At 71.0% G+C, this 26,569-nt stretch carries 28 protein-coding genes; 12 read left to right on the top strand and 16 right to left on the bottom strand.

Translation table 11 applies throughout. The features are described 5' to 3' along the window. The 6 genes from LG391_RS25180 to LG391_RS25155 all read right to left on the bottom strand — a co-directional run bounded on the left by LG391_RS25180 (position 1) and on the right by LG391_RS25155 (position 5,533). The gene (locus tag LG391_RS25180) at positions 1–729 is read right to left on the bottom strand and encodes an SDR family NAD(P)-dependent oxidoreductase (protein WP_225770800.1); all 729 of its coding nucleotides are present in this window, start codon (positions 727–729) and stop codon (positions 1–3) included. A 136-nt stretch (positions 730–865) separates the two neighbouring features. Next, entirely contained in the window at positions 866–1,867 is a 1,002-nt protein-coding gene (araD1, locus tag LG391_RS25175; RefSeq protein WP_225770799.1) for an AraD1 family protein, read from the bottom strand. Between the two features lie 7 nt (positions 1,868–1,874). Continuing rightward, on the bottom strand, positions 1,875–2,651 hold the full coding sequence (locus LG391_RS25170) for an SDR family NAD(P)-dependent oxidoreductase (RefSeq protein WP_225770798.1): 777 nt from the start codon (positions 2,649–2,651) through the stop codon (positions 1,875–1,877). Positions 2,652–2,706: 55 nt separating this feature from the next. Continuing rightward, positions 2,707–4,452, bottom strand: coding sequence for an IlvD/Edd family dehydratase (locus LG391_RS25165; protein WP_225770797.1), 1,746 nt, complete (start codon positions 4,450–4,452; stop codon positions 2,707–2,709). A 28-nt stretch (positions 4,453–4,480) separates the two neighbouring features. Next, positions 4,481–5,296 (bottom strand): FadR/GntR family transcriptional regulator, encoded by an 816-nt coding sequence (locus LG391_RS25160; protein WP_225770796.1) that lies wholly within the window; start codon positions 5,294–5,296, stop codon positions 4,481–4,483. A gap of 66 nt (positions 5,297–5,362) precedes the next feature. Then, on the bottom strand, positions 5,363–5,533 hold the full coding sequence (locus tag LG391_RS25155) for a hypothetical protein (protein WP_225770795.1): 171 nt from the start codon (positions 5,531–5,533) through the stop codon (positions 5,363–5,365). Between the two features lie 142 nt (positions 5,534–5,675). On the opposite strand from LG391_RS25155, the gene LG391_RS25150 reads away from it, so the two are divergent. Both LG391_RS25150 and LG391_RS25145 read left to right on the top strand, forming a co-directional pair. Then, positions 5,676–6,575: an aldose 1-epimerase gene (locus LG391_RS25150; protein WP_225770794.1), complete on the top strand. Its 900-nt coding sequence runs from the start codon at positions 5,676–5,678 to the stop codon at positions 6,573–6,575. A 272-nt stretch (positions 6,576–6,847) separates the two neighbouring features. Continuing rightward, positions 6,848–7,915, top strand: coding sequence for a saccharopine dehydrogenase family protein (locus LG391_RS25145; RefSeq protein ID WP_225770793.1), 1,068 nt, complete (start codon positions 6,848–6,850; stop codon positions 7,913–7,915). A 63-nt stretch (positions 7,916–7,978) separates the two neighbouring features. Here the strand turns inward: LG391_RS25145 and LG391_RS25140 are convergent, their stop codons facing one another. The 6 genes from LG391_RS25140 to LG391_RS25115 form a co-directional block, all read right to left on the bottom strand. Continuing rightward, entirely contained in the window at positions 7,979–8,308 is a 330-nt protein-coding gene (locus LG391_RS25140) for a type II toxin-antitoxin system RelE/ParE family toxin (protein WP_225770792.1), read from the bottom strand. A 5-nt stretch (positions 8,309–8,313) separates the two neighbouring features. After that, positions 8,314–8,598 (bottom strand): type II toxin-antitoxin system Phd/YefM family antitoxin, encoded by a 285-nt coding sequence (locus LG391_RS25135; RefSeq protein ID WP_225770791.1) that lies wholly within the window; start codon positions 8,596–8,598, stop codon positions 8,314–8,316. A 58-nt stretch (positions 8,599–8,656) separates the two neighbouring features. Next, positions 8,657–9,328 carry a tyrosine-protein phosphatase gene (locus tag LG391_RS25130; RefSeq protein ID WP_225770790.1) on the bottom strand — a complete coding sequence of 224 codons (672 nt, stop codon included), beginning with the start codon at positions 9,326–9,328 and terminating at the stop codon, positions 8,657–8,659. A gap of 77 nt (positions 9,329–9,405) precedes the next feature. After that, positions 9,406–10,158: a Bax inhibitor-1/YccA family protein gene (locus LG391_RS25125; protein WP_225770789.1), complete on the bottom strand. Its 753-nt coding sequence runs from the start codon at positions 10,156–10,158 to the stop codon at positions 9,406–9,408. A 101-nt stretch (positions 10,159–10,259) separates the two neighbouring features. Continuing rightward, the gene (locus LG391_RS25120; RefSeq protein WP_225770788.1) at positions 10,260–12,773 is read right to left on the bottom strand and encodes an ABC transporter permease; all 2,514 of its coding nucleotides are present in this window, start codon (positions 12,771–12,773) and stop codon (positions 10,260–10,262) included. A 32-nt stretch (positions 12,774–12,805) separates the two neighbouring features. After that, a complete protein-coding gene (locus LG391_RS25115) occupies positions 12,806–13,564 on the bottom strand; it encodes an ABC transporter ATP-binding protein (RefSeq protein WP_225770787.1) in 759 nt (252 codons plus the stop codon). Here LG391_RS25115 and LG391_RS25110 point away from each other — a divergent pair. Together LG391_RS25110 and LG391_RS25105 are read left to right on the top strand one after the other, a co-directional pair. Continuing rightward, a complete protein-coding gene (locus LG391_RS25110) occupies positions 13,563–14,246 on the top strand; it encodes an arylesterase (RefSeq protein ID WP_225770786.1) in 684 nt (227 codons plus the stop codon). The two genes, LG391_RS25115 and LG391_RS25110, sit on opposite strands and share 2 nt — an antisense overlap. A gap of 83 nt (positions 14,247–14,329) precedes the next feature. Next, entirely contained in the window at positions 14,330–15,370 is a 1,041-nt protein-coding gene (locus LG391_RS25105) for an aldo/keto reductase (RefSeq protein ID WP_225770785.1), read from the top strand. A 19-nt stretch (positions 15,371–15,389) separates the two neighbouring features. Here LG391_RS25105 and LG391_RS25100 read toward each other — a convergent pair whose 3' ends face one another. Beyond that, positions 15,390–16,310 (bottom strand): LysR family transcriptional regulator, encoded by a 921-nt coding sequence (locus LG391_RS25100; RefSeq protein ID WP_225770784.1) that lies wholly within the window; start codon positions 16,308–16,310, stop codon positions 15,390–15,392. 93 nt (positions 16,311–16,403) lie between these two features. Here LG391_RS25100 and LG391_RS25095 point away from each other — a divergent pair, with 93 nt between their 5' ends. From LG391_RS25095 to LG391_RS25080, 4 genes are all read left to right on the top strand, one after another. Further along, positions 16,404–17,201 carry an NAD(P)H-dependent oxidoreductase gene (locus tag LG391_RS25095; RefSeq protein ID WP_225770783.1) on the top strand — a complete coding sequence of 266 codons (798 nt, stop codon included), beginning with the start codon at positions 16,404–16,406 and terminating at the stop codon, positions 17,199–17,201. A gap of 66 nt (positions 17,202–17,267) precedes the next feature. Next, entirely contained in the window at positions 17,268–18,155 is an 888-nt protein-coding gene (locus LG391_RS25090; protein ID WP_225770782.1) for a LysR family transcriptional regulator, read from the top strand. A gap of 115 nt (positions 18,156–18,270) precedes the next feature. Further along, a complete protein-coding gene (locus tag LG391_RS25085) occupies positions 18,271–18,855 on the top strand; it encodes an NADPH-dependent FMN reductase (RefSeq protein WP_225770781.1) in 585 nt (194 codons plus the stop codon). Continuing rightward, positions 18,852–20,048 carry an MFS transporter gene (locus LG391_RS25080; protein WP_225770780.1) on the top strand — a complete coding sequence of 399 codons (1,197 nt, stop codon included), beginning with the start codon at positions 18,852–18,854 and terminating at the stop codon, positions 20,046–20,048. Before LG391_RS25085 ends, LG391_RS25080 begins: the two co-directional genes overlap by 4 nt. Here the strand turns inward: LG391_RS25080 and LG391_RS25075 are convergent. After that, positions 20,045–20,914: a LysR family transcriptional regulator gene (locus LG391_RS25075; RefSeq protein WP_225770779.1), complete on the bottom strand. Its 870-nt coding sequence runs from the start codon at positions 20,912–20,914 to the stop codon at positions 20,045–20,047. The two genes, LG391_RS25080 and LG391_RS25075, sit on opposite strands and share 4 nt — an antisense overlap. Before the next feature lie 112 nt (positions 20,915–21,026). On the opposite strand from LG391_RS25075, the gene LG391_RS25070 reads away from it, so the two are divergent. Continuing rightward, entirely contained in the window at positions 21,027–21,884 is an 858-nt protein-coding gene (locus LG391_RS25070) for a class I SAM-dependent methyltransferase (RefSeq protein ID WP_225770778.1), read from the top strand. Positions 21,885–21,892: 8 nt separating this feature from the next. Here the strand turns inward: LG391_RS25070 and LG391_RS25065 are convergent, their stop codons facing one another. After that, positions 21,893–22,750 carry a LysR family transcriptional regulator gene (locus LG391_RS25065; RefSeq protein WP_225770777.1) on the bottom strand — a complete coding sequence of 286 codons (858 nt, stop codon included), beginning with the start codon at positions 22,748–22,750 and terminating at the stop codon, positions 21,893–21,895. Between the two features lie 99 nt (positions 22,751–22,849). Between LG391_RS25065 and LG391_RS25060 the strand changes: the two genes are divergently transcribed. From LG391_RS25060 to LG391_RS25050, 3 genes are all read left to right on the top strand, one after another. Further along, positions 22,850–23,824 carry a nitrilase family protein gene (locus LG391_RS25060; protein WP_225770776.1) on the top strand — a complete coding sequence of 325 codons (975 nt, stop codon included), beginning with the start codon at positions 22,850–22,852 and terminating at the stop codon, positions 23,822–23,824. A 61-nt stretch (positions 23,825–23,885) separates the two neighbouring features. Continuing rightward, complete coding sequence (locus LG391_RS25055) at positions 23,886–24,371, top strand: MarR family winged helix-turn-helix transcriptional regulator (RefSeq protein ID WP_225770775.1); 486 nt, start codon at positions 23,886–23,888, stop codon at positions 24,369–24,371. A gap of 4 nt (positions 24,372–24,375) precedes the next feature. After that, complete coding sequence (locus tag LG391_RS25050) at positions 24,376–25,602, top strand: MFS transporter (RefSeq protein WP_225770774.1); 1,227 nt, start codon at positions 24,376–24,378, stop codon at positions 25,600–25,602. Here LG391_RS25050 and LG391_RS25045 read toward each other — a convergent pair. After that, complete coding sequence (locus LG391_RS25045; protein WP_225770773.1) at positions 25,523–26,515, bottom strand: GlxA family transcriptional regulator; 993 nt, start codon at positions 26,513–26,515, stop codon at positions 25,523–25,525. The two genes, LG391_RS25050 and LG391_RS25045, sit on opposite strands and share 80 nt — an antisense overlap. Between the last annotated feature and the right edge of the window lie 54 nt (positions 26,516–26,569).

The following is a 26,569-nucleotide window of genomic DNA, read 5'->3' as shown; positions in this document are numbered from 1 at the left end:
TCAGTAGGTCGCGCGGCCGCCCGACAGGTCGAAGACGGCGCCGGTGGTGAAGCTGTTCTCGGCCGAGCACAGCCACGCGATCATCGCCGCCGCCTCCTCGACCTTCAGGAACCGGCCGCGCGGGATGCGCGACAGCATGTAGTCGATATGCTCCTGGCTGATCTGCTCCAGGATCCGGGTCTTCGCCGTCGCCGGGGTGACGCAGTTCACCGCGATGTCGTGGCCCGCCAGTTCCTTGCCCAGCGACTTGGTCAGGGCGATCACGCCCGACTTGGCGGCGGAATAAGCGCTGGCGTTGGGGTTGCCCTCCTTGCCGGCGATCGAGGCGACGTTGACGATCCGGCCGTAGTTGCGGGCGATCATGCCCGGCACCACCGCCCGGCAGCAGTAATAGACGGCGTTCAGGTCCAGCTCGATCACCTGGCGCCAGGTGTCGATCGGATAGTCCCAGGTCTTCACCGAAGGACCGGCGATGCCGGCATTGTTGACCAGGATGTCGATCCGCCCCTGGGCTTCGACCGCAGCGGCCACGGCAGTGGCATCGGTGACGTCGATGGCGACGCCCTTGGCGCCGATCGCCTTCGCCGTCTCCTCGACCAGGGCCTGGTCGCGGTCCCACAGCACCAGCTGGGCGCCCGAGGCGATGAAGCGCTCGGCCACCGCCCGGCCGATGCCCTGCGCCCCGCCGGTGACCACGGCCAGCTTGCCGTCGAGATCGATCCTGTTCATCCGCGTTTCCCCGTGTTCCGTCGTTTTTTCTGTCATGCCCGGGCTTGACCCGGGCATCCAGAGTCTGTCGAGACCCTCTGGATTGCCGGGTCAAACCCGGCAATGACAGTAAGGGAGAGTGGTCCGTGCCCCGAGCCTACAGCGCCCGGACCGTCACCGTCTTCTCCTCGGCGCGCGCGAGGGGGTTGCGCAGGGCGCGGCCGAAAGCCTTGGCTTCGATCTCGAAGCGGTCGCCGGGCTCCGGCTTGATACCGTCGGTGACGCTCAGCGTCGCGGTGCCGAAGAAGTGCAGATGCACGTCGCCCGGCCGGCGGAAGAGGCCGTATTTGAAGTGGTGGTGCTCCAGATTGGCGATCCAGTGGCTCATATTGGCCTCGCCGCTCAGGAACGGCTTCTCCCAGATCGTCTGGCCGCCGCGGGTGATCCGGCTGGTGCCGCGCACATCCTCCGGCAGCGGCCCGACCAGGAGCTCCGGCCCGACCGAGCACTGGCGCAGCTTGGAATGCGCCAGCAGCAGGTAGTTCTGCCGCTCCAGGATGTGGTCGGAGAACTCGTTGCCGATGGCGAAGCCGACGCGCCAGGGCGTGCCGTCCGGCCCGACCAGGTAGCAGCCGGTGATCTCCGGCTCCTCGCCGCCGTCCAGCGCGAAGGACGGCATGGTCAGCGCCTGCTCGCCGGCGACGACGATCGACCCGTCGCCCTTGTAGAACCACTCCGGCGCCACGCCCGGCCTGCTGCCGTCGCGGCCGCCCTCCGGCTTGCCGCCGGCGATGCCGTCCCGGAACATCTTCATGCTGTCGGTCAGCTTCTCGGCCTCGCCGAGGGTCTTGTGCATCTGGTCGCGGGCATCGGCGCTGCCGAGATGGGTCAGGCCGGTGCCGGTGACGAAGCAATGCGCCGGATCGGGGTGGTCCAGCGGCGGCAGCAGCCGCGCCTCGGCGATCACCGCGTCATAGGATTCGGTGCCGGCGCCCTCGTCGGCCGCGACCAGCTCGGCGATGGTCTTGCGCGCGCCGATCGCCGCCTGGGCCAGCTCGTAGGTTGTGTCGAAGGCGGAGAGCAGCTTCAGCGAGTCGTCCCCGGTGACGATGCCGACGCGCCGCTCGCCGGCCTTGGTGCGCAGTTGGATCAGGTTCATTTCCGCCTCACAGTCCCGACGCCCAGCCGGCGTCCACAACGAAAGTCTGGCCGGTGCACATGGCGCTGTCGTCCGCCGCCAGCCACAGGGTCATCTGCGCCAGATGCACGGGCAGCACCTGGTCGGGGATGCACTGCCCCTTCCGGCGCTCCTCGTCCGCCTCCGGCGTCAGCCACAGATCCTTCTGGCGCTGGGTGATGACCCAGCCCGGCATCACGGTGTTGACCCGGATGTGCTGCGGGCCCCAGTCGCGCGCCAGGCCGCGGGTCAGCCCCTCGACACCCGCCTTGGCGGCGGTGTAGGCGGGCATGCCGCCCTGGCGCAGCCGCCAGGAGATCGAGCCGAAATTGATGATCGACCCGCCACCGGCGTCGCGCATCCCCGGCTGCACCGCCTGGGCGGCGAAGAACTGGTGGCGCAGGTTCACCGCCATGCGCTCGTCCCAGTAGTCGGGCTCGACCGTCTCCGGCGCGTGGCGCTGGTCGTGCGCCGCGTTGTTGATCAGGACGCGGATCGGCCCGATCGCCGCTTGAGCCTCGGCCACCGCGGCGCGCAGGTCGGCGATGTCGCGCAGGTCGCAGCGGCGGAACAGCGGCGCCGCCAGCCCCTCGGCCTTCAGCCGGGCGACCAGGGTGGTCGACGCCTCCTCGTTGATGTCGACGAAGAACACCCGCGCCTTCTGGCGGCACAGATGCTCGACGATGCTTTCGCCGATGCCGCTGCCGCCGCCGGTCACGAAGACCGGCTTGTCGCGCAGCGACGGATAGATCGCGTATTCGGTCATGATCCCTGTCTGCGAGGAAAGGGCCCGCCCCGGCCGGGACGGGCCCGGATCGTGCTCAATGGCTGTCGCGCGGCACGGCGTGACCGCGGCAGCCGACCAGGAAGTCCAGGTCGGCGCCCTTGTCGGCCTGCATCACGTGCCGGACATACAGCTCCTGGTACCCGCCCTTCATCGTCGGCTCCGGCGGCGACCAGCGCTTGCGCCGCTCCGCCAGCTCCGCCTCGGGCACGTCGAGATGCAGCCGCCGGCCGGCGACGTCCAGCTCGATCATGTCGCCGTCCTGCACCAGGGCCAGCGGGCCGCCGGCCGCCGCCTCCGGCGCCGTGTGCAGCACCACCGTTCCGTAGGCGGTGCCGCTCATCCGGGCGTCGGAGATGCGGACCATGTCGCGCACGCCCTTCTTCAGCACCTTCTGCGGCAGCGCCATGTTGCCGACCTCGGCCATGCCCGGATAACCCTTCGGGCCGCAGTTCTTCAGCACCATGACGCAGGTCTCGTCGATGTCGAGATCCGGGTCGTCGACGCGGGCCTTGTAGTGCTCGATGCTCTCGAACACCACGGCGCGGCCGCGGTGCTGCATCAGCTCCGGCGTGGCGGCGCTGGGCTTCAGCACCGCGCCGTCCGGCGCCAGGTTGCCCTTCAGCACCACGATGCCGCCCTGCTTGACCAGCGCGTTGTCCCAGGGGCGGATCACCTCCGGGTTCCAGTTGGCGGCGTTCCGGACGTTCTCCCACATCGACTTGCCGGTGACGGTCGGGGCGTCCTTGAACAGCATGCCGTTCTCGCCCAGCGCCCGGGTCACCGCGGGGATGCCGCCGGCGTAGTAGAAATCCTCCATCAGGAAGCGGCCGGACGGCATCAGGTCGACCAGAGTCGGCACGTCGCGGCCGTACTCGTCCCAGTCCTTCAGGGTGAAGTCGACGCCGGTGCGGCCGGCGAGGGCCAAAAGATGGATGACCGCGTTGGTCGACCCGCCGATGGCGCCGTTGACGCGCACCGCGTTCAGGAAGTTCTCGCGGGTCAGGATCTTCGAGATGCGCAGGTCCTCATGCACCATCTCGACGATGCGGCGGCCGGACATGTGGGCGATGACGTAGCGGCGGGCGTCCACCGCCGGGATCGCGGCGCAGCCGGTCAGGCTGGTGCCCAGCGCCTCGGCCATCGAGTTCATGGTGCTGGCCGTGCCCATGGTCATGCAGTGCCCGGCGGAGCGGGACTGCGCCTGCTCGGCCTCCATGAACTGCTGCAGGCTCATCACCCCGGCCTTGACGTCGGCGTCGAACTGCCAGACCGCCGTGCCCGACCCGATGGTGCGGTCCTGGTAGCGGCCGTTCAGCATCGGGCCGCCGGAGACGACGATCGCCGGGATGTCGCAACTGGCCGCGCCCATCAGCAGCGACGGCGTGGTCTTGTCGCAGCCGGTCAGCAGCACGACGCCGTCGATCGGGTTGGCGCGGATCGCCTCCTCGACATCCATCGCCGCCAGGTTGCGGTACAGCATAGCGGTCGGCCGCAGATTGGTCTCGCCGGTCGAGAACACCGGGAACTCCACCGGGAAGCCGCCCATCTCCCAGATGCCACGCTTCACATGCTCCGCCAGCTTGCGGAAATGGGCGTTGCAGGGGGTCAGCTCGGAGAAGGTCTGGCAGATGCCGATCACCGGGCGCCCGTCGAACAGATGGTCCGGCAGGCCCTGATTGCGCATCCAGCTGCGGTGCAGGAAGCCATCCTTGTCGTGCGGGCCGAACCAGTGGGAGGAACGGTAGCGCTTCTTGTTGTTGCCGGCGGCGTCGTCAGCCATTGCGAGGTCCTTGTTGGCTAGGCTGTGTTTAGGGTTTCGGCTTGATGTGCGGCAGGGCGCGGCGCATGTCCTGCGCCGCGTCCTCGAGCAGGATCCGCATCGCCCGGCGCGCCTCCTCCGGCTCATGCGCCAGGATGGCGTCGCGCACCGCGCAGTGCAGGGGCAGCGACACCTGCAGCGCCCCGGGCGCGTTGTTGGTGATGCGGAAGCTGGACGCCATCGCGGTTTCGATCAGGGCGCCCAGCGGCTGCAGGAACTCGTTGTTCGACGCCGCCAGGATCGACTGGTGGAAGCGCAGGTCGGGCTCGACCGAGGCGTCGCCGTCCGGTGCCGCCTCCATGTCGGCGAAGGCGCGGCTGATCGCCTTGCGCTGGTCGTCATCGGCGCGTTCCGCCGCCATGGCCGCCGCCGCCGGCTCGATGATCTGGCGGATCTCGAACAGGTCCTTGGCCAGGCGCTCCATCGGCTGGGTCGCGAACTGCCAGGCCAGCAGATCCGGGTCCAGCATGTTCCATTCGCCCCGCGGCCGCACCCGGGTGCCGGTCTTCGGGCGGGATTCGACCAGCCCCTTGGCGGCCAGCACCTTGATCGCCTCGCGCAAAGCGGTGCGGCTGACCGAGAACTGGGTCGACAGGTCGGATTCGTTCGGCAGCACGGCGCCGGGCGGGATGTCGCCGCGCACGATCCGGGTGCCGATGTCGTAGGCGATCTGGCCGTGCAGGGAGCGGCGCGAGAAGGTCTTGCTGCCGCCCTGCGTCTGGTCGGCGGGTCGCCGGTCCTCCTTGCGCCGCGATGCGGGGCGCGAGGCCACCGTCACCGCATCCGGATGGGCGGACGCCGCCATCGCGACCGATCCTTTCCCGACTGGGTTGTCCGGGTCGGACATCTGTTCCCCCTTTCCCGCGGCCGGTCAGACGCTGCCGAAGCCGCTCGGGCGCCGCAGCGTCCCGGCTTCGCCGTCTTCCGTCGGTCCGATGTTCTTGTTCCGGCCGATGCGCAGGTCGGGGCCGCAGACAACGATGCCACGGGTTGTCCGCTTGCCGTCCGCATGAACGACAGTCTCTCCGCTCTTCTCGACCACGGCCTTTCCTCAGCGGCGCGATCTGGCTTGCCGACCGCGCTCTTTGCTATTCATCATACAAATGGAGTATTGAGCCCTCGGCGGATCGGCGTCAAGCACTGCCGAACGTTGTGGGAAGGCACAGCCGAAACGGGAGGATGGAATGACGGTCGAGACGGTGCAATTGCGGGCCGGGGACAGCGGGGTCGACATCGTCCCGGCGATCGGCGGCGGCATCGCCGCCTGGTGGAGCGGCTCGGGGCCGGACCGGCGCGACTGGCTGCGCCCGGCCACGCCCGAGGCGCTGGCGGCGGGCGATCCGCTCGGCCTTGCCAACTTCCCGCTCACCCCGTTCTCGAACCGGATCCGCGAGGGCCGCTTCCGCTTCCGGGGGCGGGAGGTGCAGCTGCCGCTGAACACGCGCGAACGCCACCAGCTGCACGGCCATGGCTGGCAGCGGCCCTGGACGGTGCTGGAGCGGTCGGCGACGCGCTGCGTGCTGGTCGACGACTATGCCGCCGATTCCTGGCCGTTCCCGTACCGGGCGCGGCAGGAGTTCGAGCTGAGCCCGGCCGGCTTCGATGTCGTGCTCTCGATCGAGAACACCGGCGACGAGCCGATGCCGGCGGGGCTGGGCCAGCATTTCTACTTCCCGCGCACGCCGGAGACGGTCGTGACCGCCGGGATCGAACGGATGTGGCTGAACGATGCCGAGGTGATGCCGCTGGAGCTGGTCGAGCCGCCGCCGGAGAAGGATTTCCGGCGCGGCGTCCGGCCGGCCGCCGTGCGCATGGACAACAACTTCACCGGCTGGGACCGGCGCGCGGTGATCGAGTGGCCGGAGCATCGCGCCCGGCTGGTGATGGAAGCCGACGCGCCCTTCGACTTCCTGGTCTGCTACTCGCCCGACGACCCCTATGTCTGCATCGAGCCGGTGAGCAACGCGACCGACGCCTTCAACCTCGCCGAAGCCGGCCGCACCGACACCGGCATGGCGGTGCTGCAGCCCGGCGAGGTGCTGCGCGGCGTCGTCCGGCTGCGGCCGGAGATGGTCGCGGAGTGATCGCGTAGGTTCGTTGGGTTCGCCCTGCGAACCCAACCTACATCAAAGAATCAGTGTTGAATGGGCTCGCGGCCACAGATTCTGGGCGGCTAATTATCTTTCTCTCCTCTCCCGATCCACCGGCGACTCGAAGGTCGCCGGGCCTGCCCGCGCACCTTCCGGAACGCCGGGACACAAGGCTTTCTGCGGCTTTCCGGCGGGTGTAGAGACGGCGCCATCCGCACCGCCCCGGCGCCCTCGCCGCGGGGCGATCGTCTATATGGAGAGGCGTCATGACCAAGGTTCTGCTGCTCGGCGGCGGCAAGATCGGCACCTGCATCACCGCCCTGCTGACCGCCACCGGGGATTACGACCTGACCGTCGGCGACCAGGACCAGGGCATGCTCGACCGGCTTGAGGCCGGCGTGGCCAAGCGCCAGTTGCGCTTCGACGACCCGCAGGCGCTGCGCGACGCGGTCTCGGGCCACGACGTGGTGATCTCGGCCGCGCCGTTCCACCTGACGCCGCTGATCGCCGAGGCGGCGAAGGACCGCGGCGCCCATTATTTCGACCTGACCGAGGACGTCGAGAGCACCCGCCGGGTCAAGGCCCTGGCCGAAGGCGCAAAGACGGCCTTCACCCCGCAATGCGGCCTGGCGCCGGGCTTCATCTCGATCGTCGGTTACGACCTGGCCAAGCGCTTCGACGAGCTGCACACGCTGCACATGCGCGTCGGCGCCCTGCCGGTCTATCCCTCGAACGCGCTGAAGTACAACCTGACCTGGTCGACCGACGGGCTGATCAACGAGTACTGCAACCCCTGCGAGGCGATCCACGAGGGCGAGTTGCGCGAGGTGCTGCCGCTCGAGGGCATGGAGCACATCTCGCTCGACGGCATCGACTATGAGGCGTTCAACACCTCGGGCGGGCTCGGCACCCTGTGCGAGACGCTGGACGGCAAGGTCAAGTTCCTGAACTACAAGACCGTGCGCTATCCGGGCCATCGCGACATCGTCAAGCTCTTGGTCAACGAGCTGCAGCTGGGGCAGCGCCGCGATATCCTGAAGGACGTGCTCGAGGCGTCGATCCCGATGACCAAGCAGGACGTGGTCCTGATCTTCGTCACCGCCTGGGGCAGGAAGGAAGGCCGGCTGATGCAGGAGACCTACGCCAAGAAGGTCTACGCCAAGGAGATCGCCGGCCAGCTGTGGAGCGCGATCCAGGTGACGACCGCGGCCGGCATCTGCGCCATGGTCGACCTGCACCGCGCCGGCAAGCTGCCGCAGCAGGGCTTCGTGCGGCAGGAGCAGGCGAACCTGTCCGACTTCCTGGCCAACCGCTTCGGCCAGCACTACGCATAGGAACCGGGTTTAGGGACGGAAACGGGAAAGGGCGCAGCCGAGGCTGCGCCCTTTTCACTTGGCTCACGGCGATTCCAGCAGCCGGCGCTGCAGCAGGCTCTGCATGTCGCGCCGCCCGTCGACAACGCCGTGGACGACCACCGCATCCTCGCGGACCCGATAGATGATGCGATAGGGCTTGTAGTGTGCCTCGCGGAACTGGGTCAGTCCGAGGGCGCGCAACTCCTTCGAGATGTTGCCGCGTGACGGAAGGTTTGCCAGCCGCCGGATCACGTCGTCGAGCGATTGAAGGATGTGGCGGGCATTCTCCGCCGAGTCGTGATCGGCGATGAAGTCGACGATGTTTTCGAGGTCGCGTTCCGCTTCCCGCAGCACAATGACCGGCAGGGACACGAGGCTCAATCCCTGAGACGGGCCTCGAGACGGGCTTTCAGGTCGGAGAACACATCCTCGGCTGGCCGGAACTTGCCCGCTTCATAGTCGCGCTCGCCCAAGGCGAGAATCTTCAGCAGCGCCAGAGTCTCCTGGGTCTGCTCATAGCTGTCGATGTCCTGCAGCACCGCCTTGGCCTCGCCATTGACGGTGATGATGAACGGTTCCTGCCCCTCCCGCAGCCCTTGGATCACCTCGGGGGCGTGGGCCTTCAGGTAGCTGATCGGCTTGATGCGGTCGGACAGCTTCATCGCGGCCTCCTTGCCTCGGTCCGAATATAGACCGAATTCGGACCTGCGGAAAGCCGCCTCACTCCCGCCCCAGCACCCCATCGACGATGATGGTGGCAAGGCCGCTCGGGGTGAAGGAGGCCTTGACCGCCTTGCGGTCGTAGCCGCTCTCGACCCAGTCCCAGAAGCCGATCGGCTCGCGCGCATTGGCCTCGGCGTAGGCCTCAATGAAGCGGTCCAGCACGCCGGTCGGCGACTTCTTGAAGTGCAGGTAGCGCCAGTGCAGCTGCTTCAGCGCTTCGGCCGCCGGGCGATTGCCATGGGTGATCAGGTACAGCGCCGCCATCAGCCCGGCGCGATCCGAGCCGGACTTGCAGTGGAACAGGATCGGCTGTTCCGCCGTCTCCAGCACCTGCCGGATCCGCCGCAGCACCTCGCGCTTGGGCGCGTCGCGCGACTTGGTGGTGATGTCGACCAGGGTGATGCCGTAGCGGCGGCAGGCCTCGGCCTCGCGGCGGTAGGAGCCGCAGTCGCGCGGACCGCGCAGGTTGACGATCGTGCGGATGCCGTCGCGGGCCATGCCGCGGATCTGGTACGGCAGCGGCTGGCCCGAGCGCCAGACGCCCGGCGCGATCTCGACCCGGGTGTTGACGAAGGTCCGGAACACGCAGTGGTCGACGATCCAGCTGTCGAACGCGTCGGCCAGGCGGCCGCGGCCTTTGCGAGGCTGGTCGGGAACGGCTTCGGTCATGTCCATGGGCTATGCGGCGTCCGGAAAAACGAAGCCCGGCGGTTGGCCGCCGGGCTTCGCGCGAAACGTCCGGTCCGTCAGTTGCGGTTGCCGAGCAACCGCAGCAGGAACAGGAACAGGTTCAGGAAGTTCAGGTACAGGCTCAGGGCGCCCCAGACCGCGGTCTTGGTCTCGACCTCCTGGCCCAGACCCTCGGCATACTGCTCCTTCAGCCGCTGGGTGTCGTAGGCGATCAGGCCGGCGAAGACCAGGACGCCGATCACGCTGATGACGAAGGCCAGGCCGCTCGAGGCCAGGAAGATGTTGACCAGGCCGGCAATGATGAGGCCGAACAGGCCCATCACCAGGAACGAGCCGAAGGCCGACAGGCTGCGCTTGGTGGTGTAGCCGTACAGGCTCAGCCCCGCGAAGGAGGCCGCGGTGATGAAGAACACCCGGACCACGCTCTCGCCGGTATAGGCCAAGAGGACCGGCGCCAAACCGACGCCCTGCAGGGCCACGAATGCCCAGTACAGGGTCTGCAGCGTGGACGCGCTCATCGAGCGGATGCCCATGCTCATCCAGAAGATCAGGCCAATCGGCGCCAGCAGCGCCACCCAGCCCAGCCCGGTCAGGCCGACCTGCCCGAAGGCGTTGGCCGCCAGGAACACGCCGCCGAGCGGGGTGAACATCACCGCCGCAGCGGTCAGGCCGCTGACCAGCAGGCCGCCGGCCATGTACCAGTAGATCCGCAGCATGTACTGCCGCAGACCCTCGTCGAACGCCGCACGCTCGATGGTGCGCGCGCCGGCGCCCGGTGTCGCGTAACGGCCCTGTGGATCGAAGGCCATCTTGAAAACCTCTAGTGTGGTGAAGAACCACGCGGCTGAAATATTGGCAGCGCAGGGCCAGGATACAATATGTGCGCGCCACGTCGAAGGCTTCCTGCTGCCTATTCGTTCCGCAGCAGCGGCGCCGCCTTCTGGCCCAGCGCCACCCAGGTGCCGAGGAAGCCGAAGCCCAGGGTGATGGCGACGCACAGCGCCGCGGTGCCCAGGAGGGTGAGGGGCAGGAAGGCCCAGTCGATCTCCATCACGAAGGTCAGCACGGCCCAGGCGGCGACGCTGCCCAGCGCGCAGGCGATCACGGCGGTCAGCAGGCCCAGGAGGCCGTATTCGATCAGGAAGGCGCGCAGCACGTCGCCGCGGGTGGCGCCCAGCACCTTCAGCACCACGGCGTCGTAGATCCGGCGACGGTGGCCCGCCACCACGGCCCCGGCCAGCACCAGAGCGCCGGCCAGGAGGGTGACGCCGGCGGTCGACCGCACCGCCGCGCCGATCTGGGACAGAAGGGCGTTCACCGTCTCCAGCGCGTCCCTCAGGCGCACCGTGGTGACGTTGGGGAAGGCCTCGGTCACCGCCTTCTGCAGCGCCAGCTCCCCGGCCGCCGGCACCCGCACCGTGGCCAGCCAGGTGTGCGGCGCGGCCGACAGCGGCTTCGGCGACATGATCAGGGTGAAGTTGATGCCCAGCGTGCTCCAGTCGATGTCGCGGATGCTGGCGACCTCGGCCTCGATGTCGCGGCCCAGCACGTTGATCGTCATCCGGTCGCCCGGCTTCAGCCCGAAAGCCTCGGCGATGTCCTTGTAGACCGAGATCTTCGGCGGCCCGTCGTAGTCGGCCGGCCACCACTGGCCCTGCAGCAGCCTGTCCTTCGGCGGCATCGCGGCGGCGTAGGTGACGCCGCGGTCGCCGCGCAGCCAGTTCGATTTGCTGGGGTCGACCACCGCCTTGTCGGCCGGCACGCCGTTCACCGCCGCGATGCGGCCGCGCAGGCTCGGCACCTCGGCCAGGTCGGCGGCGCCCGGCGTATTGTGGATCAGGGCGTCGAACTGGTCCTTCTGGGATTTCTGGACGTCGACGAAGAAGAAGGACGGCGCCTGGTCGGGCAGGGTGTCGCGGATCTGCCGGTCCATGTTGCCCTGGATCAGGGCGATCGCCGCCAGCACGGTCAGGCCGAGCCCGAGCGACAGCACGATCTGCGGCGTCGGCGCGCCCGGCCGGTGCAGGTTGGCCAGCGCCAGCCGCAGCCCCGGCCGGCGCGGCCGCGGGGCGCGGCGCGACAGCGCCATGACGCCCAGCGCGGTGCCGGTGAACAGCAGGATGGCGGCGACGGCGCCGCCGACGAAGATCGCGGCCAGCTTCGGGTCCGCTGCGGTGGCGACGGCCAGGCCGGCCAGGGCGGCGGCGCACAGGCCGGTGATGGCGATGAAGCGCGGCGCCGGCCGGGCGTGGCGCGGCGCCACCCGGTCGCGGAACAGCGCCGCGGCCGGAATGCGGGCGGCGCGGGCCAGCGGCCACAGCGAGAAGGTCAGGGACGTCAGCAGGCCGAATCCCGAGGCCAGCAGCAGCGCGCCGGGATAGACCCCGATCCGCGCCTCGACGGGCAGCAGCCCCTGGATCAGCGCGGCGACCGCCGACGGTGCCGCGGCGCCGATCGCGAGGCCGATGGCGATGCCGAGGCCGGACAGCACCAGCACCTGCAGCAGATAGGTCTGGAAGATCAGCCGCCCGGGCGCGCCCAGGCACTTCAGCGTGGCGATGGTGGCCAGCCGCGCGTCCAGCCAGGCGCGCACCGCGTTGCCCACCCCGGCGCCGCCGACCAGCAGCGCGGTCAGCCCGACCAGGGTCAGGTACATGGTCAGCTGGTCGATGGTGCGGCGCAGCGACGGCGCCGCGTCGCGGTCGTCGCGCACCCGCCAGTTGGCGTCCGCGGTGCGTGCCTTGAGGTCCTCGGCGACCGCGCGCGTGTCGCTGCCGTCCGGCAGCGCCAGGCGATAGTCCCAGGTCAGCATCGATCCGGGCTGGATCAGGCCGCTGGCGTCCAGCGCGCCCCGGGCGATCATCAGCCGCGGCCCGATGGCCAGGCCGCTGCCGGCCTTGTCCGGCTCCCGTGCGATGGTGCCGCGCAGCTGCAGCACCGCGTCGCCGACCGCGATCCGGCCGCCGGCCGACAGGCCCAGCCGCGCCGCCACCTCCGGGTCGGCCACGGCGCCCCAGGCGCCGTCGCGCTGCGCCAGGGCCGCCTGCAGGTCGCCGCCGCCCTCCAGCTCCATCCGTCCGTACAGCGGATAGGCGCCGTCCACGGCCTTCAACTCGACCAGCGTCGTCGCCTCGTCCTGCGGATTGCGGGCCATGCCGCGGGTCTCGACCACCTCCGACACCCGGCCGGCGGCTTCGAACTGCGCCCGCTCCTCCGCCGTCGCCGGCTGGTACAGGCGGTGCAGCTCGATGTCGCCGCCCAGGATCGCCTGGCCGTCCTCGGCGATGCTGCGGCGGATGCCGTCGGCGACCGACTGCACCGCGGCGATCGCCCCGACGCCCAGCGCCAGGCAGGCCAGGAAGATGCGGAAGCCCTTCAGGCCGCCGCGCAGCTCGCGCCGGGCCAGGCGGGCGGCGTTATGCATGCTGGTTGCGCCGCCTGCGGCGTCGCGGGAGCTCATTTCAGCCGGGCCAGGGCGGCGGAGGGGGCGAGGCCGGCATCGGTGATGCGGCCGTCGACCAGCCGGACGATGCGGTCGCAGCGCGCCGCCAGCGCCGGGTCGTGGGTGATCAGCAGCAGCGTGGCGCCGCGCCGGCGCGACAGGTCGAACATCAGCTCGATCACCTGCCGGCCGGTCTCGCCGTCCAGGTTGCCGGTCGGCTCGTCGGCCAGGATCACGTCGGGATCGGCGGCGAAGGCGCGGGCCAGGGCGGTGCGCTGCTGCTCGCCGCCCGACAGCTGGCCGGGATAGTGGCTCAGGCGATGGCCCAGTCCGACGGCGCGCAGCCGCTCCGCCGCCTGGTCGAAGGCGTCGGCGGCCCCCGCGAACTCCAGCGGGATGGCGACGTTCTCCAGCGCCGTCATGGTCGGCACCAGGTGGAAGTTCTGGAATACGATGCCGACATGGTCGCGGCGGAACAGCGCCAGCTGGTCCTCGTTCAGCGCCGACAGCTCGCGCCCGGCGACCTCGACGCGGCCGCGGGTCGGCCGCTCCAGCCCGCCGATCAGCATCATCAGGCTGGACTTGCCGGAGCCCGAGGGGCCGACGATCGACACCACCTCGCCGGCGCCGACGGACAGGTCGATTCCGCGCAGGATGTTGACGGGGCCGGCCGCGCTCGCCAATTCAAGGTGCACATCGGTCAGCCGGATGGCGGGCGGGGCAGTCGTTCCGGCCCCGAAGCCGGCCTGCGGTGCAGGAGTGGTCCCGTCCATGCGCATCCCTTTCGCCCGATTCCGGACAGATGGCGCCGCGCGGCGCCTTTTCAATGCGGCGCTCCTGGCCCTGTGCACCGTTGCCGCGATCCAGAGCCCGGCGCAGGCGGGAACGATCCGCATCCTCGCCCTCGGCGACAGCCTGACCGCGGGCTTCGGCCTCGACGAGGCCGACGGCTTCGTGCCGCAGCTCGAGGCGGCGCTGCGGGCGAAGGGCCATGACGTGAAGGTGCTGAACGGCGGCGTCTCGGGCGACACCACCGCCGGCGGGCTGGACCGGCTGGACTGGGCCCTGGCCGACAAGCCCGACCTCGCCATCGTCGAGCTCGGCGCCAACGACATGCTGCGCGGCGTCGACCCGGCCGTGACCCGGGCCAATCTCGACAAGATCCTGGCCCGGCTGGGGCAGGAGAAGATCCCGACCCTGCTGGCCGGCATGCGGTCCGCGCGCAACCTCGGCCCGTCCTATGCCGCGGCCTTCGACCCGATCTTCCCGGACCTGGCCAAGGCCCATGGCGTGGCGCTCTACCCCTTCTTCCTCGACGGGGTGGCCACGGTCGCGGCGCTGAACCAGCCCGACGGCGTGCACCCCAACGCGGCCGGGGTGAAGGCGATCGTCGAGCGCATCACCCCCGCGGTGGTCGAGCTGATCCGGTCGAGCGGTCTGGCCCGGACCGGGTGAGTCCGCATCGCGGTTCCGTCCAGCGGCGTTTCCGGCTATAGCGAAATCGTCCGACCAATCACGATCCGCTCCCGGAGCCCCTGATGGAACAGCGTCCGCTCGGCCGCACCGGCCTCGACGTCACCGCGATCTGCCTCGGCACCATGACCTGGGGGCGGCAGAACACCGAGGCCGAGGGCCATGCCCAGATGGACTACGCGCTCGACCGCGGCGTCACCTTCTGGGACACGGCCGAGATGTACGCCGTGCCGCCGACCGCCGAGACCTATGGCCGGACCGAGGAGATCATCGGCAGCTGGTTCGCGAAGACGGGCAAGCGCAACCAGGTGATCCTGGCCTCCAAGATCGCCGGTCCGGGCGCGCATCTGAGCTACATCCGCGACGGCAAGCCGCGGCTCGACGCGAAGAACGTCAGGGCGGCGGTCGAGGCCAGCCTGAAGCGGCTGCGCACCGACCGGATCGACCTGTACCAGCTGCACTGGCCGAACCGCTCGGTGAACAGCTTCGGCAAGCTCGGCTACACCCATGACGCGGCCGAGGACTTCGTCGCGCCGGAGGAGACGCTGGCGGCGCTGGCCGAGGAGGTGAAGGCCGGCCGCATCCTCCATGTCGGCCTGTCGAACGAGACGCCGTGGGGCCTGATGCGCTTCGTCGAGGCGTCGGACCGCCTCGGCCTGCCGCGGCCGGTCTCGATCCAGAACCCCTACAACCTGCTGAACCGCAGCTTCGAGGTCGGCCTCGCCGAATGCGCCCATCGCGAGCAGGTCGGCCTGCTCGGCTACGCGCCGCTGGCCGCCGGCACGCTGACCGGCAAGTATCTCGACGGCCAGGTGCCGCCGGGATCGCGCCGCGCCATCGACGCGCGCAAGTCGCGCTACGACACGCCGAACGCCGAGCCGGCGACCAGGCGCTACATCGCCCTGGCGCGCGAGCATGGCCTCGATCCGGCGCAGATGGCGATCGCCTATGCCCTGTCGCGGCCGTTCATGACCTCGGTGATCATCGGCGCGACCTCGATGGACCATCTGCGCACCAACATCGCCGCGGCCGAGATCACGCTGTCGCCCGAGGTGATCCACGGCATCGAATCGATCCACACCGTCTATTCGAACCCCTGCCCGTAAAGGCCTCGCGGCCGGGTTGTCAGCCGGCCTCGATCCCCGGCAGGTCGGCGACCCGCCGGGCCAAGAAATCGACCAGCAGCCGGACCCGGGCGATGCCCGCCCGCTCCGGCACGATCAGCAGGCTCAGGGGCACCGGCGGCGGTTCGTAGCCCGGCAGGATCGTCTCCAGCCGCCCCTCCGCCAGCAGGTCGTCGACCAGCCAGCGATGGGTCGGGGCGATGCCGCGGCCGGCGGCCAGGGCCTCGCGCGCGGCGAGCCCGTGATCGACCCGGAACCGCCCGCCGAAGGGCACCGCATGGCGCTCGCCGCCCGGCCCCTCGAGGATGAGCGTGTCGCTGCCCGCGATGTTCGTCATCCGGATGCCCTCGTGGCCGGCCAGGTCCTGCGGCGCCGCCGGCCGGCCCCGCGCCGCCAGGTACTCCGGCGCCGCTACCAGCAGCCGCCGCGACCGGCCGAGGGGCCGCAGCTTCATCGAGCTGTCGGTGAGGGGGCCGAGGCGCAGCGCGATGTCCACCCCCTCCCGCACCAGGTCGACGCGCTCGTCGGTCAGGCTGAGGTCGACGCTGATCTCGGGGTAACGGTCCTGGAAGGCGAAGATCAGCCGGCTGACATGCAGCACCCCGAACGCCGCCGTGCAGGAGATGCGGATCGTGCCGGCCGCGGCGCCACGCGTGGCCCGCGCCTCGTCGCCCGCCTGCTCGACCAGGCGCAGGATCTGGACGCAATCGGCATAGTAGCGGCCGCCCTCGTCGGTCATGGTAACGCGCCGGGTGGTCCGGCTGAGCAGGGGCACGCCGACGGCCTCCTCCAGCTCGCGCAGATGCCGCGTCACCGTCGACTGGCCGATCCCGAGCTCGCGCGCGACGGCCGACAGGCTGCCGCGCTCGGCGACCCGGACGAAGCTGCGCATGCGCTCGAGCGTGACGTCCGGCTTATCCATTTACCGGCACAATCCTATTCATTCCCGACATATACCGGATCGGCTGCTCGCCGGCCATCTGGAGGTGCGGTTCTCTTGAAAGGATCGCCGACCATGAAAATCCTGCTTGTCTTCGCCCATCCCGAACCGGGCTCGCTCAACGCCGCGCTCCGTGACGTCGCCGTCCGGGAGCTCGAGGCCCAGGGGCATCAGGTGCGGGTGTCCGACCTCTATGCCGACGGCTGGAAATCCGAGGTCGACCGCGCCGATTTTCCGTCCCTGGCGCCGGGGGAGCGGCTGATACCGGTCGCGGCCTCCAAGAAGGCCTTCGAGGCCGATGCGCTGACCGAAGATGTCAAGGCCGAGATCGGGAAGCTGCTGTGGGCCGATGCCTTGATCCTCCAGTTTCCCCTCTGGTGGTTCGGCATGCCGGCCATCCTCAAGGGCTGGGTCGACCGGGTGTTCGCCTACGGCTTCGCCTATGGCGTCGGCGAGCACAGCGACAGTCGCTGGGGCGACCGCTACGGTGAGGGGACGCTGGCAGGCAAGCGCGCGATGCTGATCGTCACCGCCGGCGGCTGGGAGGAGCACTACGCCGCCCGCGGGGTCAACGGGCCGATCGACGACCTGCTGTTCCCGATCAACCACGGCATCCTGTATTACCCCGGCTATGACGTGCTGCCGCCCTTCGTGGCCTATCGGGTCGACCGCCTCGACCAGGCAGGATTCGAGGCCGCGGCGGAGCGGCTGCGCGAGCGGATGCGGACGCTCGCGACCACCGCGCCGATTCCCTATCGGCAGCAGAACGGTGGCGACTATCTGATTCCGAGCATGCAGCTTCGCCCCGGCCTGGGCGATCCCCAGGCCAGCGGCTTCGCGCTTCACCTGAACGGCACTGTAGCGGCCGGCTAGGACGCTCTGGTCAAGGATCCATGCGGTTTCGTATAGATGGACTTCGCCCGCCGGAGTCCATCTCTCATGGATTGGGACGACCTCAAGATCGCCTTCGCCGTGGCCCGGCACGGCTCGCTCAGCGCCGCGGCGCGGGCCCTGCGCACCACCCAGCCGACCGTCAGCCGGCGGCTGGACGGGCTGGAACGCCGGATCGGCGTCAAGCTGTTCGAGCGCTCGGCCGGGGGGCTATCGCCGACGCCGCTCTGCGCCGCGCTGGTCGACGGGCTGCAGCGGATGGAGGAAGGGGCGCTGGCGGTCGAGCGCCGGATAGCCGCGCGCGACACCGGCCTGCAGGGCGCCATCTCCGTGACCAGCCTCGACTGGCTGGGCGACTACGTGATCGCCCCGATCATGGCCCGGTTCGGGGCGCTGCATCCGCTGGTGGCGCTGGAGCTGCTGAACGAGCCGCGGCTGTTCAACCTGTCCCGGCGTGAGGCCGATGTCGCCTTCCGCTTCGTCCCCTTCGAGCAGGAGGATCTGGTCGAGCGCAAGGTGGCGGAGATCGGCTACGGCCTCTACGCCTCGCCCGCCTATTTCGACCGCCGCGGCGAGCCGGACTTTGCCGCCGGCTGCGCCGGTCATGCGGTGGTGACGATGTACGACTTCGCCGCCAAATCGGTGCAGGCGACCTGGCTGCGGACGATCGCGCCCGAAGCCCGGGTGATCCTGCGCACCAGCGGCCTCACCTCGCAGATGGCGGCGGCCGCGGCCGGCGCGGCGATGGCGGTGCTGCCGCGCCTGCTGGGCGACGCCAACCGTGGGCTCCGGCGTCTGGACCCGCCGCTGCCGGCGCCGCTGCACGCGGTGCGGATGGGGGTGCATGCCGACCTCCGCGACTCGCCCCGTATCCGCGCCTTCATCGACTTCACGGTCGCCGAGCTGAAGGCTCAAGCCCGCGAGTTGAATCCATAGCTATACGAATTCGTATGAGGATCATACGAGTCTCGCCGATGTGCGGAGAGCGCGTTCCTGCCCAAATCCGATCCGGCACCGCGAGCGGCGCCGTTCAACTGGGAAGAGGCGTGCCATGTCCGACCCGATCCGCATCCTTGGCCTGTCCGGCAGCCTGCGCCGGGCTTCGCTGAACACGGCGCTGCTGCGCGCCGCGGGCGAGCTGCTGCCCGCCGATGCCGCGCTGGAGATCCACCCGCTGCACGACCTGCCCTTCTTCAACGAGGATGTCGAGGCCGAGGGCCTCCCCGCCTCGGTGCAGGCGCTGAAGGCGAAGATCGAGGCGGCCGACGCGCTGCTGCTGGCCGTGCCGGAATACAACTACTCGATCGCGCCGGCGCTGAAGAACGCGCTGGACTGGGCGTCCCGCCCCTACGGCGCCTCGGTGCTGGTCGGCAAGCCGGTGGCCATCCTCGGCGCCTCGGCCGGGATGGGCACGGTGCGGGCGCAGCTGCATCTGCGCGATGTGGCGATCACCACCGGCCTGCATGTGCTGAACCAGCCGGAGATCTTCGTCGGCCGCGCCGCGGAGAAGTTCGACGAGGCGTTGCACCTGACCGACGAGCCGACGCGGGCGATCCTGGCCCGGATGCTGCAGCGCCTGGTGCACTGGACCCACACGATCCAGGCCAGCGCGCCGATCCGGGAGTCCGCGGCGTGACCGCAGCGTTCGCACGGGCCGAGGCGACGCCGACCCGCTGGGCCGCGGTGGCCGTGGTCGTCGCCTCCGGCGTGGTCGCGGCGCTGCAGGTCGGCAAGGGCGCCATCGCCCTGCCGGGCCTGCAGGCCGAGTTTGGCCTGGGGCTGGAGGCGGCCGGCTGGATCATGTCGGTCTTCGCTCTGCTCGGCGTGGTCGGGGGCATCCCGGCCGGCGCGGCGGTGGCCCGGTTCGGCGACCGCCGGCTGCTGGCGCTCGGCCTCGCTGCCCTGGCGCTGGGCAGCGTCGTCGGATCGATGGCGGGGAGCTTCCCGCTGTTGCTCGGCACCCGGATCGTCGAGGGGCTGGGCTTCCTTTTGGTCGTGGTCGCGGCGCCGGCTCTGCTGCAGCGCATCGTCGCCGCGCCGGACCGTGACCTCGCCTTCGGGATCTGGAGCGCCTTCATGCCGGCCGGAATGGCGATCGCGCTGCTGCTCGGCGCCTCGTTGCAGGGCTGGCGCCCGTTCTGGCTCGCCAATGCCGTGCTGGCCGGTGCCTTCGTCCTGCTGCTGCTTGTCTCTGTTCGGACGCAGGCTGCGACGGAAGACGGCCCATCATGGCGCGCGATTGGCCGTGACGCAGCGCTGACCGCGACCTCGCGCGGGCCGCTGCTGCTGGCCTCGGCCTTCGTGCTCTACAGCCTGCTGTACTTCGCCCTCGCCAGCTTCCTGCCGGTGCTGCTGATGGACCGGATGGGCGTGGCCGTCGCCGCGGCCGGCGCGCTCAGCGCCGTCGCGGTCGGTGCCAATGTCCTGGGCAACCTCGCCGCCGGCCTGCTGCTCGGGCGCGGCGCGGCCCGTTGGGTGCTGATCGCCACCGCTGCCACGGTCATGACCCTGACGGGCATCGCCGTCTTCGCCCTGCCCCTGCCGCCGCCGGTGGTGTTCCTGCTCTGTGTCGTCTTCTCCGGGGTCGGCGGGCTGCTGCCGGCCACGGTGCTGGGCGCCGCGGCGCTGGTGGCGCCGAAGCCGGGCCTGGGGCCGATGACGCTCGGCTTGACCATGCAGGGCAGCAATCTCGGCCAGGTGATCGGGCCGGTGGCGGTCGGCGGAGTGGTCGACGCCGCCGGCTGGCCGGCGGCGGCGGTCCCGGTCGCGGTCGCCGGACTGCTCGCTCTCACGGTCGCCGTGGCCCTGCGGCCGGTGTTCCGGGGCTAGGGGAGAAGATCGAGCAGCGCGGCAGCGGCCGGGGTCGGCGGGCGGTCGGCGGCGGAGACGACGGCGATCTCGCGGCGGATCGGCGGATCGGTGGCGATGCCGACGACCCGCTCGCCCGCCGGCGACAGGGCCAAAGGCGGCAGCAGGGCGACGCCGAATCCCTGCGCGACCAACTCCACCAGATCGCCGACGGTATCCGCCTCGCAGCGAATCCGGCGCTCCAGCCCGGCCTCACGGCAGGCGGCGTCGATGGTGGCGCGGAGGGCCGAGTCGGGTCGGTATTCGACGAAGTCGCGGTCGGCCAACCCGGCCAGGCGCTGTTGGCGCCGGGCGGCGAGCGAGTCTCCGGCGGCAACGGCCAGGACCAGAGCCTCCCGGCCCAGGGAGAGAACGGTGACACGGTCCGAATGGTGGCCCAGTGGGTGGTCGACGAACGCCAGTTCCAGCTCGCCCTGGGCGACGGCGGTGACCAGCGATCCGGCGCTGCCGTGGCGCAGCCGCAGCGTCACGCCGGGGTGCAGGCGATGATAGCGGGTCAGCAGGGCGGGCAGGGGGATCAGCCCGAAGGTCTGGATCATGCCGATCGCCAACTGGCCACGCAGCAGCCCGTGGACCCCGGCGACAGCGTCGCGGCCTGCCTCCGCCGCCGCCAGCGCCTGCCGGGCATGCGGCAGCAGGGCCCGCCCTGCCTCGGTGACCTCGACGTTGCGGGTGCTGCGGACGAACAGCTCGCTGTCGAGCTCCCGCTCCAGCGCCCGGATCGACGCCGACAGGCTGGATTGGGTCAGATGCACCCGACGGGCCGCGCGGGTGAAGTGCCGCTCCTCGACCACCGCAAGGAAATGCGCGAGCTGGCGCAGCTCCATCCGACTGCTCCATTCAGTGATCCTACCAATCACTGCCACAAAAATTATCCGTTTGATAGATCGCGGCGCGCGGGATTTCCTCTGTGCCGGCACATCCGATGCGGAGAGGATCATGGCTCACGAGGTCATCGCGGAACCGGACAGCACGGCGGTGCGGGTCGCCCTGTGGCGGGCGATGCATGTTGAGGTCGATGCGCCGCCGCCGGTGCTGGACGACCGGGTCGGCCTCCTTCTGGCGGCGCCGGAGGAGGGCTGGCGCAGCCGCGGCGACATGGACGCGCAGCGGACGCGGACCTTCCGCGCCTCGATCGTGGCCCGAGCCCGCTTCATCGAGGATCTGGTGGTGGAGCAGGCCGGGCACGGCGTCGGCCAGTACGTCATTCTCGGCGCCGGGCTGGACAGCTTCGCCCAGCGCCGGCCGGAGGTCGCTTCAGGCCTGGCCATCTTCGAGATCGACCAGCCCGGCACCCAGGCCTGGAAGCGGCAACGCCTGATCGAGCTCGGCCTCGGCATCCCGGACGGGCTGCGCTTCGTCCCGGTCGATTTCGAGGCGGGCGAGAGCTGGTGGGAGCGGCTGGCCGCCGCCGGCTTCGATCCGGTCCGGCCGGCGGTCGTGGCCTCGACCGGCGTCAGCCTGTACCTGACCCGGCAGGCGAACGCGGCCACGCTGCGCCAGCTCGCGGCGCTTGCCCCCGGCTCCACCCTGGCCATGACCTATCTCCTGCCGATGGAGCTCGCCGATCCCGAGGAGCGGCCGGGGCGCGAAAAGGCCGAGGCCGGCGCGCGGGCCAGCGGCACACCCTTTATCAGCATGTTCGCACCGGAGGAAATGCGGGATTTGGCCCGCGACGCCGGCTTCCGGGAGGTCCGGACGGTCTCGGCCGCAGACCTAGCCGAGCGTTATTTCGCCGGCAGGACGGACGGCTTCCGGCCATCGAAATCGGAGGAGATCCTGCTCGCGGCGACCTGAGCGCGCGCTCAGCCGAACAGCGCCCGGCTCTCCCGGAATAGGTCCGCCAGCGCGTCGGCCACCGCCCGCACCCGCGGCACCTCGGCGAGGTCGGGGCGGATCAGCAGCCAGACCTCGCGCGGGGGCGGCAGGGCGGGGAGGTCGACCGGCGCCAGCCCGGGATCGGGGTCGCCCAGGAAGCGCGGCAGCAGCGCCACGCCCCAGCCGGCGCGGGCGGCCGCGGCCTGCGCCATCTGGCTGTCGCAGCGGAAGGCCATCGGGCGGCCGGGATGATGGCGGACCAGCCAGGCGGCCTCGGATTCGCCCTCCGCGTCGCCGATCAGCGGCGGCACGCCGCCGGTCGCGGCCTCGGCCGCCACGGCGGGCGCCGCATAGGCGCGATAGGCGATGGTCGCCACCCGCCGCCCGACCAGCGCGCTGTCCGCCGGCCGGCCCAGGCGCAGGGCGATCTCGGCCTCGCGCCGGGCCAGGCTGGTGATCCGCGTCTCCAGCACCAGCTCCAGCTCGATGCCCGGGTGGCGCCGTCGCAGCCCGTCCAGCCGGTCGATCAGGAACCCCAGCGCCAATGTCCGCGCGGTGGTCAGCCGCACCGGCCCGGCTGGTCCTGCCTTCACCCGATCCAGCCGGCGCAGCAGGGCCAGCGCCCCGGCCTCCATCGCCTTGGCCTCGGCCAGCACAGCGGCCCCGGCCGCGTTCGGCCGATAGCCGTCCGGGCGGCGGTCGAACAGCGGCCGACCCAGCGCCCGCTCCAGCCCGTCCAGCCGGCGCGACACGGTGGCATGGTTCACCCCCAGCGCCCGCGCTGTCGCGGACAGGCTGCCATGTCGGGCCAAGGCGACGGCGTAGCGGACATCGTCCCAGTCCAAGGTTGTGCGGTTTCGATCGGGCATGGTGCAGGGATGATAGTTCATGCACAGGCCAGGCGGCAGCTAGAGTCGCGAATACCGACATTTCGCGAGGCCGTGATGACCCTGCTGCGCGCCGCCACCGTCCAGTTCCGCCACCAGGCCGACGACAAGCCTTACAACCTGTCGCGCATCCGCCACTTCACCGCGACCGCGGCGGCGGAGGGCGTCAAGATCCTGACCTTCCCGGAGATGTGCATCACCGGCTACTGGCATGTCCGCAACCTCGGCCGCGACGCCATCGCGGCACTGGCCGAGCCGGTGCCGGACGGGCCGTCGGTGCAGGCGGTGCGCGATCTGGCGATGGAGCACGGCATGGCGATCGGCGCCGGGCTGATCGAGGCGGGCGGCGACGGTCGCTTCTACAATTCCTACGCCGTCTGCCTGCCGGACGGGTCGGTGCATGGACACCGCAAGCTGCACGCCTTCGAGAGCGACCACATCGCCAGCGGCAACCGCTACACCGTGTTCGACACGCCCTGGGGCGTGCGGCTGGGCGTGCTGATCTGCTGGGACAACAACCTGGTGGAGAATGCGCGGGCCACCGCCCTCTTGGGCGCCGAGATCCTGCTGGCGCCGCACCAGACCGGCGGCTGCGCCTCGCGCAGCCCGCACGCGATGGGGCTGATCGACCCGGCGCTGTGGCACCGGCGGCACGCGGACCCGGCGGCGATCGAGGCCGAGTTCGCCGGGCCGAAGGGCCGCGGCTGGCTGATGCGCTGGCTGCCGGCGCGAGCGCATGACAACGGCCTGTTCCTCCTGTTCAGCAACGGCGTCGGCGAGGATGACGGCGAGGTGCGCACCGGCAACGCCATGCTGCTGGACCCCTATGGCCGCATCCTGGCCGAGACCGGCGTGGCCGACGATGCCATGGTGACGGCCGATCTCGACCTCGACCTGCTGCCGCTCTCGACCGGCCGGCGCTGGATCCGCGGCCGGCGGCCGGAGCTGTACGGCCTGCTGACCGAGCGGCAGGGTCACGAGCTCGACCCCCGCCAGGCCCGCTTCTCGCCGGATCCGGTGGTCAGACGCTGAGGCCGGCCGGGCGGAACCGGATCTCGCCGATCCATGTTCCGCTCATATGAGCGACTCATATGTGGCGAATCTCCTCGGCGCCTTCGGGCTGGCGGTGACCGATGCGGTGACGGCGGCGAGGATCTCCGTGGGCCTCGATGAGCGCGCCTGCGAGGCCCTGGTGCTGGTCGCCCACAATCGCGGGCGCAGCCTCGACTGGCTGCGACAGCGGCTGGCGCTGACCCATTCCGGCGCGGTGCGGCTGGCCGACCGGCTGGAGAGAGAGGGGCTGCTGCTCCGCTCCCGCTCCGGGCGGGAAGTCCAGCTCGCCCTATCCCCGGCCGGCGACACGGCGGTACGGCGTCTGCTCTATGCCCGCCGCCGTGCGCTCGACGCCTTGATGGCTCCGCTCGCCCTCGAGGATCGCGACCATCTCGTGCGGCTGATGGACGCGATGCTCGCCGCACCGCGCCGCAGCCGGGCAGAGGCCGACCGGGGCTGCCGGTGGTGCGACTGGCCGGCCTGCGGTCACGACTGCCCGATCGATCGCACCGCGCCGCCGGAGTGATGCCATGGCGATCTCCGGCGTGACCCGGCTGACGGCGGTGCTGCTGCTGGCGACGACGGCGGACCAGTTCATGCTGATCGCGCTGCTGTGGTTCGTGCTGGAGGAGTCTGGCGCGCCGGCGATGGCCGCGATGGTGGTGCTGGTGCATCAGGTCCCGGCGGTCGTCGCCGGGCCGCTGGCGGGCTGGCTGCTCGACCGCTTCGGCGCCGCCCGGCTGATGCTGGTGGACAACCTCGCCCGCGCCTTGTGCCTGTCGGCGGTGCCGCTGTTGCAGCTGGCGGGCGGTCTGGACCTGATCGTCATCTTTCTCACCGTCGCCGCGGCCGGGGCGCTGTCGCCCTTCACCTATGCCGGGTCGCGGGCGTTGCTGCCGACGTTGGTGCAAGGGCGCGGCCTGGCCGGCGCCAACAGCCTGCTGTCGATCGGCGACCAGCTGCCCTACATCTTCGGGCCGGCGCTGGGCGGCGTGCTGGCCGCGGCGATGGGCGGGGCGATCGCGGTGGCGGTGCCGGTCGCGCTTCTGCTCGCCGCCGGGCTGCTCGCGGCCGGGCTGCCGGCAACGGCGACTGTGGAGGCGGCGGAACCGGACGATAGCGGCGGCTGGCTGGGGTTCCGGCCGCTGCTGACCGACCCGGCGCTGCGGGCGCTGCTGTTCCTTGGCATCGTCTATTACGTCGCCTATGGTCCGCTGGAGCCGGCGCTGGCCGCCTTCGCGCGCGACCGGCTGCACGCCGGCGCCGCCGGCTTCGGCGCGCTGTGGACCGCCTTCGGCATCGGCGCCCTGGCCGGGCTGCTGCTGGTGAAGCCGCTGTCCCGCCGCGGGCCCGGGCGAATGAACGCGCTCACCGTCGTCGCCTTCGGCCTGGTCATCGCGCCACTGATGCTGGTCGACAGCCTGCCGGCGGCGACCGCGATCATGCTGCTCGGCGGCGTCGCCTGGGGACCCTATCTCGCGCTCGAGGCCTCGGTGGTCCAGCGGCGGGGGCCGGCGCGGCGCCTGGCCGGCACCCTCGCCGCCCCGCGCACCATCCTGTTGACCGTCTCGCCGCTCGGGGTCGGGGCCGGCGGGGCGTTGCTGACCGTGCTGCCGCCCGCGGCGGTGATCGGGCTCAGCGCCGCCGCCTGCATCGTCGCCGGGCTCGGCTGCCTCTTCATCCGTGACCTGCGGGCGGTGCGGGACCCGGACGCCGCGGCGCCAGCCGCCCCTGCCGCCGCGACCCCGCCGGATTGACGCCGTAGCGGGTGCGGAACGCGCGGGCAAGGGCGGAGCCGGAGGCGAAGCCGCAATCGGCGGCGACGTCGTTGACCGGGCGGTCGGTGTTTTCCAGCAGGCGCCGGGCCAGGGCCAGGCGCAGCTCGGCGTAATAGGCCTTGGGGCCGGTGCCGAGCGTGGCCCGGAAGCGCTGCAGCAAAGCGCGCGGGCCGATGCCCAGCTCCGCCGCGATCGCCTCGACCGGCAGCGGCGCCTCGATGTTCGCCTCCATCAGCCGGATCGCCCGCACCAGCAGCGGGTCCTGCCAGGTCAGCCGGCCGGCGGCGACCATGTGCTGCGGGTCGTGGCCGGGCGGCGCGCCCTCGTAGAGGAAGGTGCTGGAGACGGCGAGCGCCAGGCTCAGCCCCTGCTCGCGCCGCAGCAGGTCCAGCATCAGGTCCAGCGTCGGCAGCGCCCCGCCGGCGGTGATGCGGCGGCGGTCGACGACGAAGCGGTCGGGCACCGCGGTCACCGCCGGGAAGCGCTCGGCGAAGTCGCGCAGATCCTCCCAATGCGTGGTGGCGCGGTGGCCGTCCAGCACCCCGGCCAGGGCCAGCACATAGGGTGCCGATTCCAGCCCGGCGATCACCGCGCCGCGCCGGGCCGCCGCCCGCAGGAAGCGCCGCACCGCGGGCGTGGCCCGCGCCTCGGCCTCGTAGCTGGCGACGACGAACAGCGTGTCGGCGCCGCCGGCCGCCATCGCCGCATCGGCGTCGACCCGCAGCCCGCTGCTGCTGGTGACGGGCCCGCCATCCTCGCTCAGCACCGACCAGTCGAACAGCCGCCGCCCCGCCATCCGGTTGGCGGCGCGCAGCGGCTCGACCAGCGCCGCCAGGGTCAGGTTGGAAAAGGCGTTCAGCACCAGGATGTCGATCCGCCGGGCCTCGGCCATGTTCCGATTCCGTATCGACTGGATCCGAAACGGTATCGCCCGTCCGGCCGGCGC

The organism is Inquilinus sp. Marseille-Q2685 (assembly GCF_916619195.1).
Lineage (GTDB): Bacteria > Pseudomonadota > Alphaproteobacteria > DSM-16000 > Inquilinaceae > Inquilinus.
The sequence above is the reverse complement of the archived record's forward strand: the minus strand, read 5'-3'. Positions and strand labels throughout refer to the sequence as shown.

What these genes read in the sequence shown, in the direction of transcription:
- LG391_RS25180 (WP_225770800.1), bottom strand. Translation starts at nt 729, where the DNA reads ATGAACAGGATCGATCTCGACGGCAAGCTGGCCGTGGTCACCGGCGGG.
- araD1 (WP_225770799.1), bottom strand. Translation starts at nt 1,867, where the DNA reads ATGAACCTGATCCAACTGCGCACCAAGGCCGGCGAGCGGCGCGTCGGC.
- LG391_RS25170 (WP_225770798.1), bottom strand. Translation starts at nt 2,651, where the DNA reads ATGACCGAATACGCGATCTATCCGTCGCTGCGCGACAAGCCGGTCTTC.
- LG391_RS25165 (WP_225770797.1), bottom strand. Translation starts at nt 4,452, where the DNA reads ATGGCTGACGACGCCGCCGGCAACAACAAGAAGCGCTACCGTTCCTCC.
- LG391_RS25160 (WP_225770796.1), bottom strand. Translation starts at nt 5,296, where the DNA reads ATGGCGGCGTCCGCCCATCCGGATGCGGTGACGGTGGCCTCGCGCCCC.
- LG391_RS25150 (WP_225770794.1), top strand. Translation starts at nt 5,676, where the DNA reads ATGACGGTCGAGACGGTGCAATTGCGGGCCGGGGACAGCGGGGTCGAC.
- LG391_RS25145 (WP_225770793.1), top strand. Translation starts at nt 6,848, where the DNA reads ATGACCAAGGTTCTGCTGCTCGGCGGCGGCAAGATCGGCACCTGCATC.
- LG391_RS25135 (WP_225770791.1), bottom strand. Translation starts at nt 8,598, where the DNA reads ATGAAGCTGTCCGACCGCATCAAGCCGATCAGCTACCTGAAGGCCCAC.
- LG391_RS25130 (WP_225770790.1), bottom strand. Translation starts at nt 9,328, where the DNA reads ATGACCGAAGCCGTTCCCGACCAGCCTCGCAAAGGCCGCGGCCGCCTG.
- LG391_RS25125 (WP_225770789.1), bottom strand. Translation starts at nt 10,158, where the DNA reads ATGGCCTTCGATCCACAGGGCCGTTACGCGACACCGGGCGCCGGCGCG.
- LG391_RS25120 (WP_225770788.1), bottom strand. Translation starts at nt 12,773, where the DNA reads ATGCATAACGCCGCCCGCCTGGCCCGGCGCGAGCTGCGCGGCGGCCTG.
- LG391_RS25110 (WP_225770786.1), top strand. Translation starts at nt 13,563, where the DNA reads ATGCGCATCCCTTTCGCCCGATTCCGGACAGATGGCGCCGCGCGGCGC.
- LG391_RS25115 (WP_225770787.1), bottom strand. Translation starts at nt 13,564, where the DNA reads ATGGACGGGACCACTCCTGCACCGCAGGCCGGCTTCGGGGCCGGAACG.
- LG391_RS25105 (WP_225770785.1), top strand. Translation starts at nt 14,330, where the DNA reads ATGGAACAGCGTCCGCTCGGCCGCACCGGCCTCGACGTCACCGCGATC.
- LG391_RS25100 (WP_225770784.1), bottom strand. Translation starts at nt 16,310, where the DNA reads ATGGATAAGCCGGACGTCACGCTCGAGCGCATGCGCAGCTTCGTCCGG.
- LG391_RS25095 (WP_225770783.1), top strand. Translation starts at nt 16,404, where the DNA reads ATGAAAATCCTGCTTGTCTTCGCCCATCCCGAACCGGGCTCGCTCAAC.
- LG391_RS25090 (WP_225770782.1), top strand. Translation starts at nt 17,268, where the DNA reads ATGGATTGGGACGACCTCAAGATCGCCTTCGCCGTGGCCCGGCACGGC.
- LG391_RS25085 (WP_225770781.1), top strand. Translation starts at nt 18,271, where the DNA reads ATGTCCGACCCGATCCGCATCCTTGGCCTGTCCGGCAGCCTGCGCCGG.
- LG391_RS25075 (WP_225770779.1), bottom strand. Translation starts at nt 20,914, where the DNA reads ATGGAGCTGCGCCAGCTCGCGCATTTCCTTGCGGTGGTCGAGGAGCGG.
- LG391_RS25070 (WP_225770778.1), top strand. Translation starts at nt 21,027, where the DNA reads ATGGCTCACGAGGTCATCGCGGAACCGGACAGCACGGCGGTGCGGGTC.
- LG391_RS25060 (WP_225770776.1), top strand. Translation starts at nt 22,850, where the DNA reads ATGACCCTGCTGCGCGCCGCCACCGTCCAGTTCCGCCACCAGGCCGAC.
- LG391_RS25050 (WP_225770774.1), top strand. Translation starts at nt 24,376, where the DNA reads ATGGCGATCTCCGGCGTGACCCGGCTGACGGCGGTGCTGCTGCTGGCG.
- LG391_RS25045 (WP_225770773.1), bottom strand. Translation starts at nt 26,515, where the DNA reads ATGGCCGAGGCCCGGCGGATCGACATCCTGGTGCTGAACGCCTTTTCC.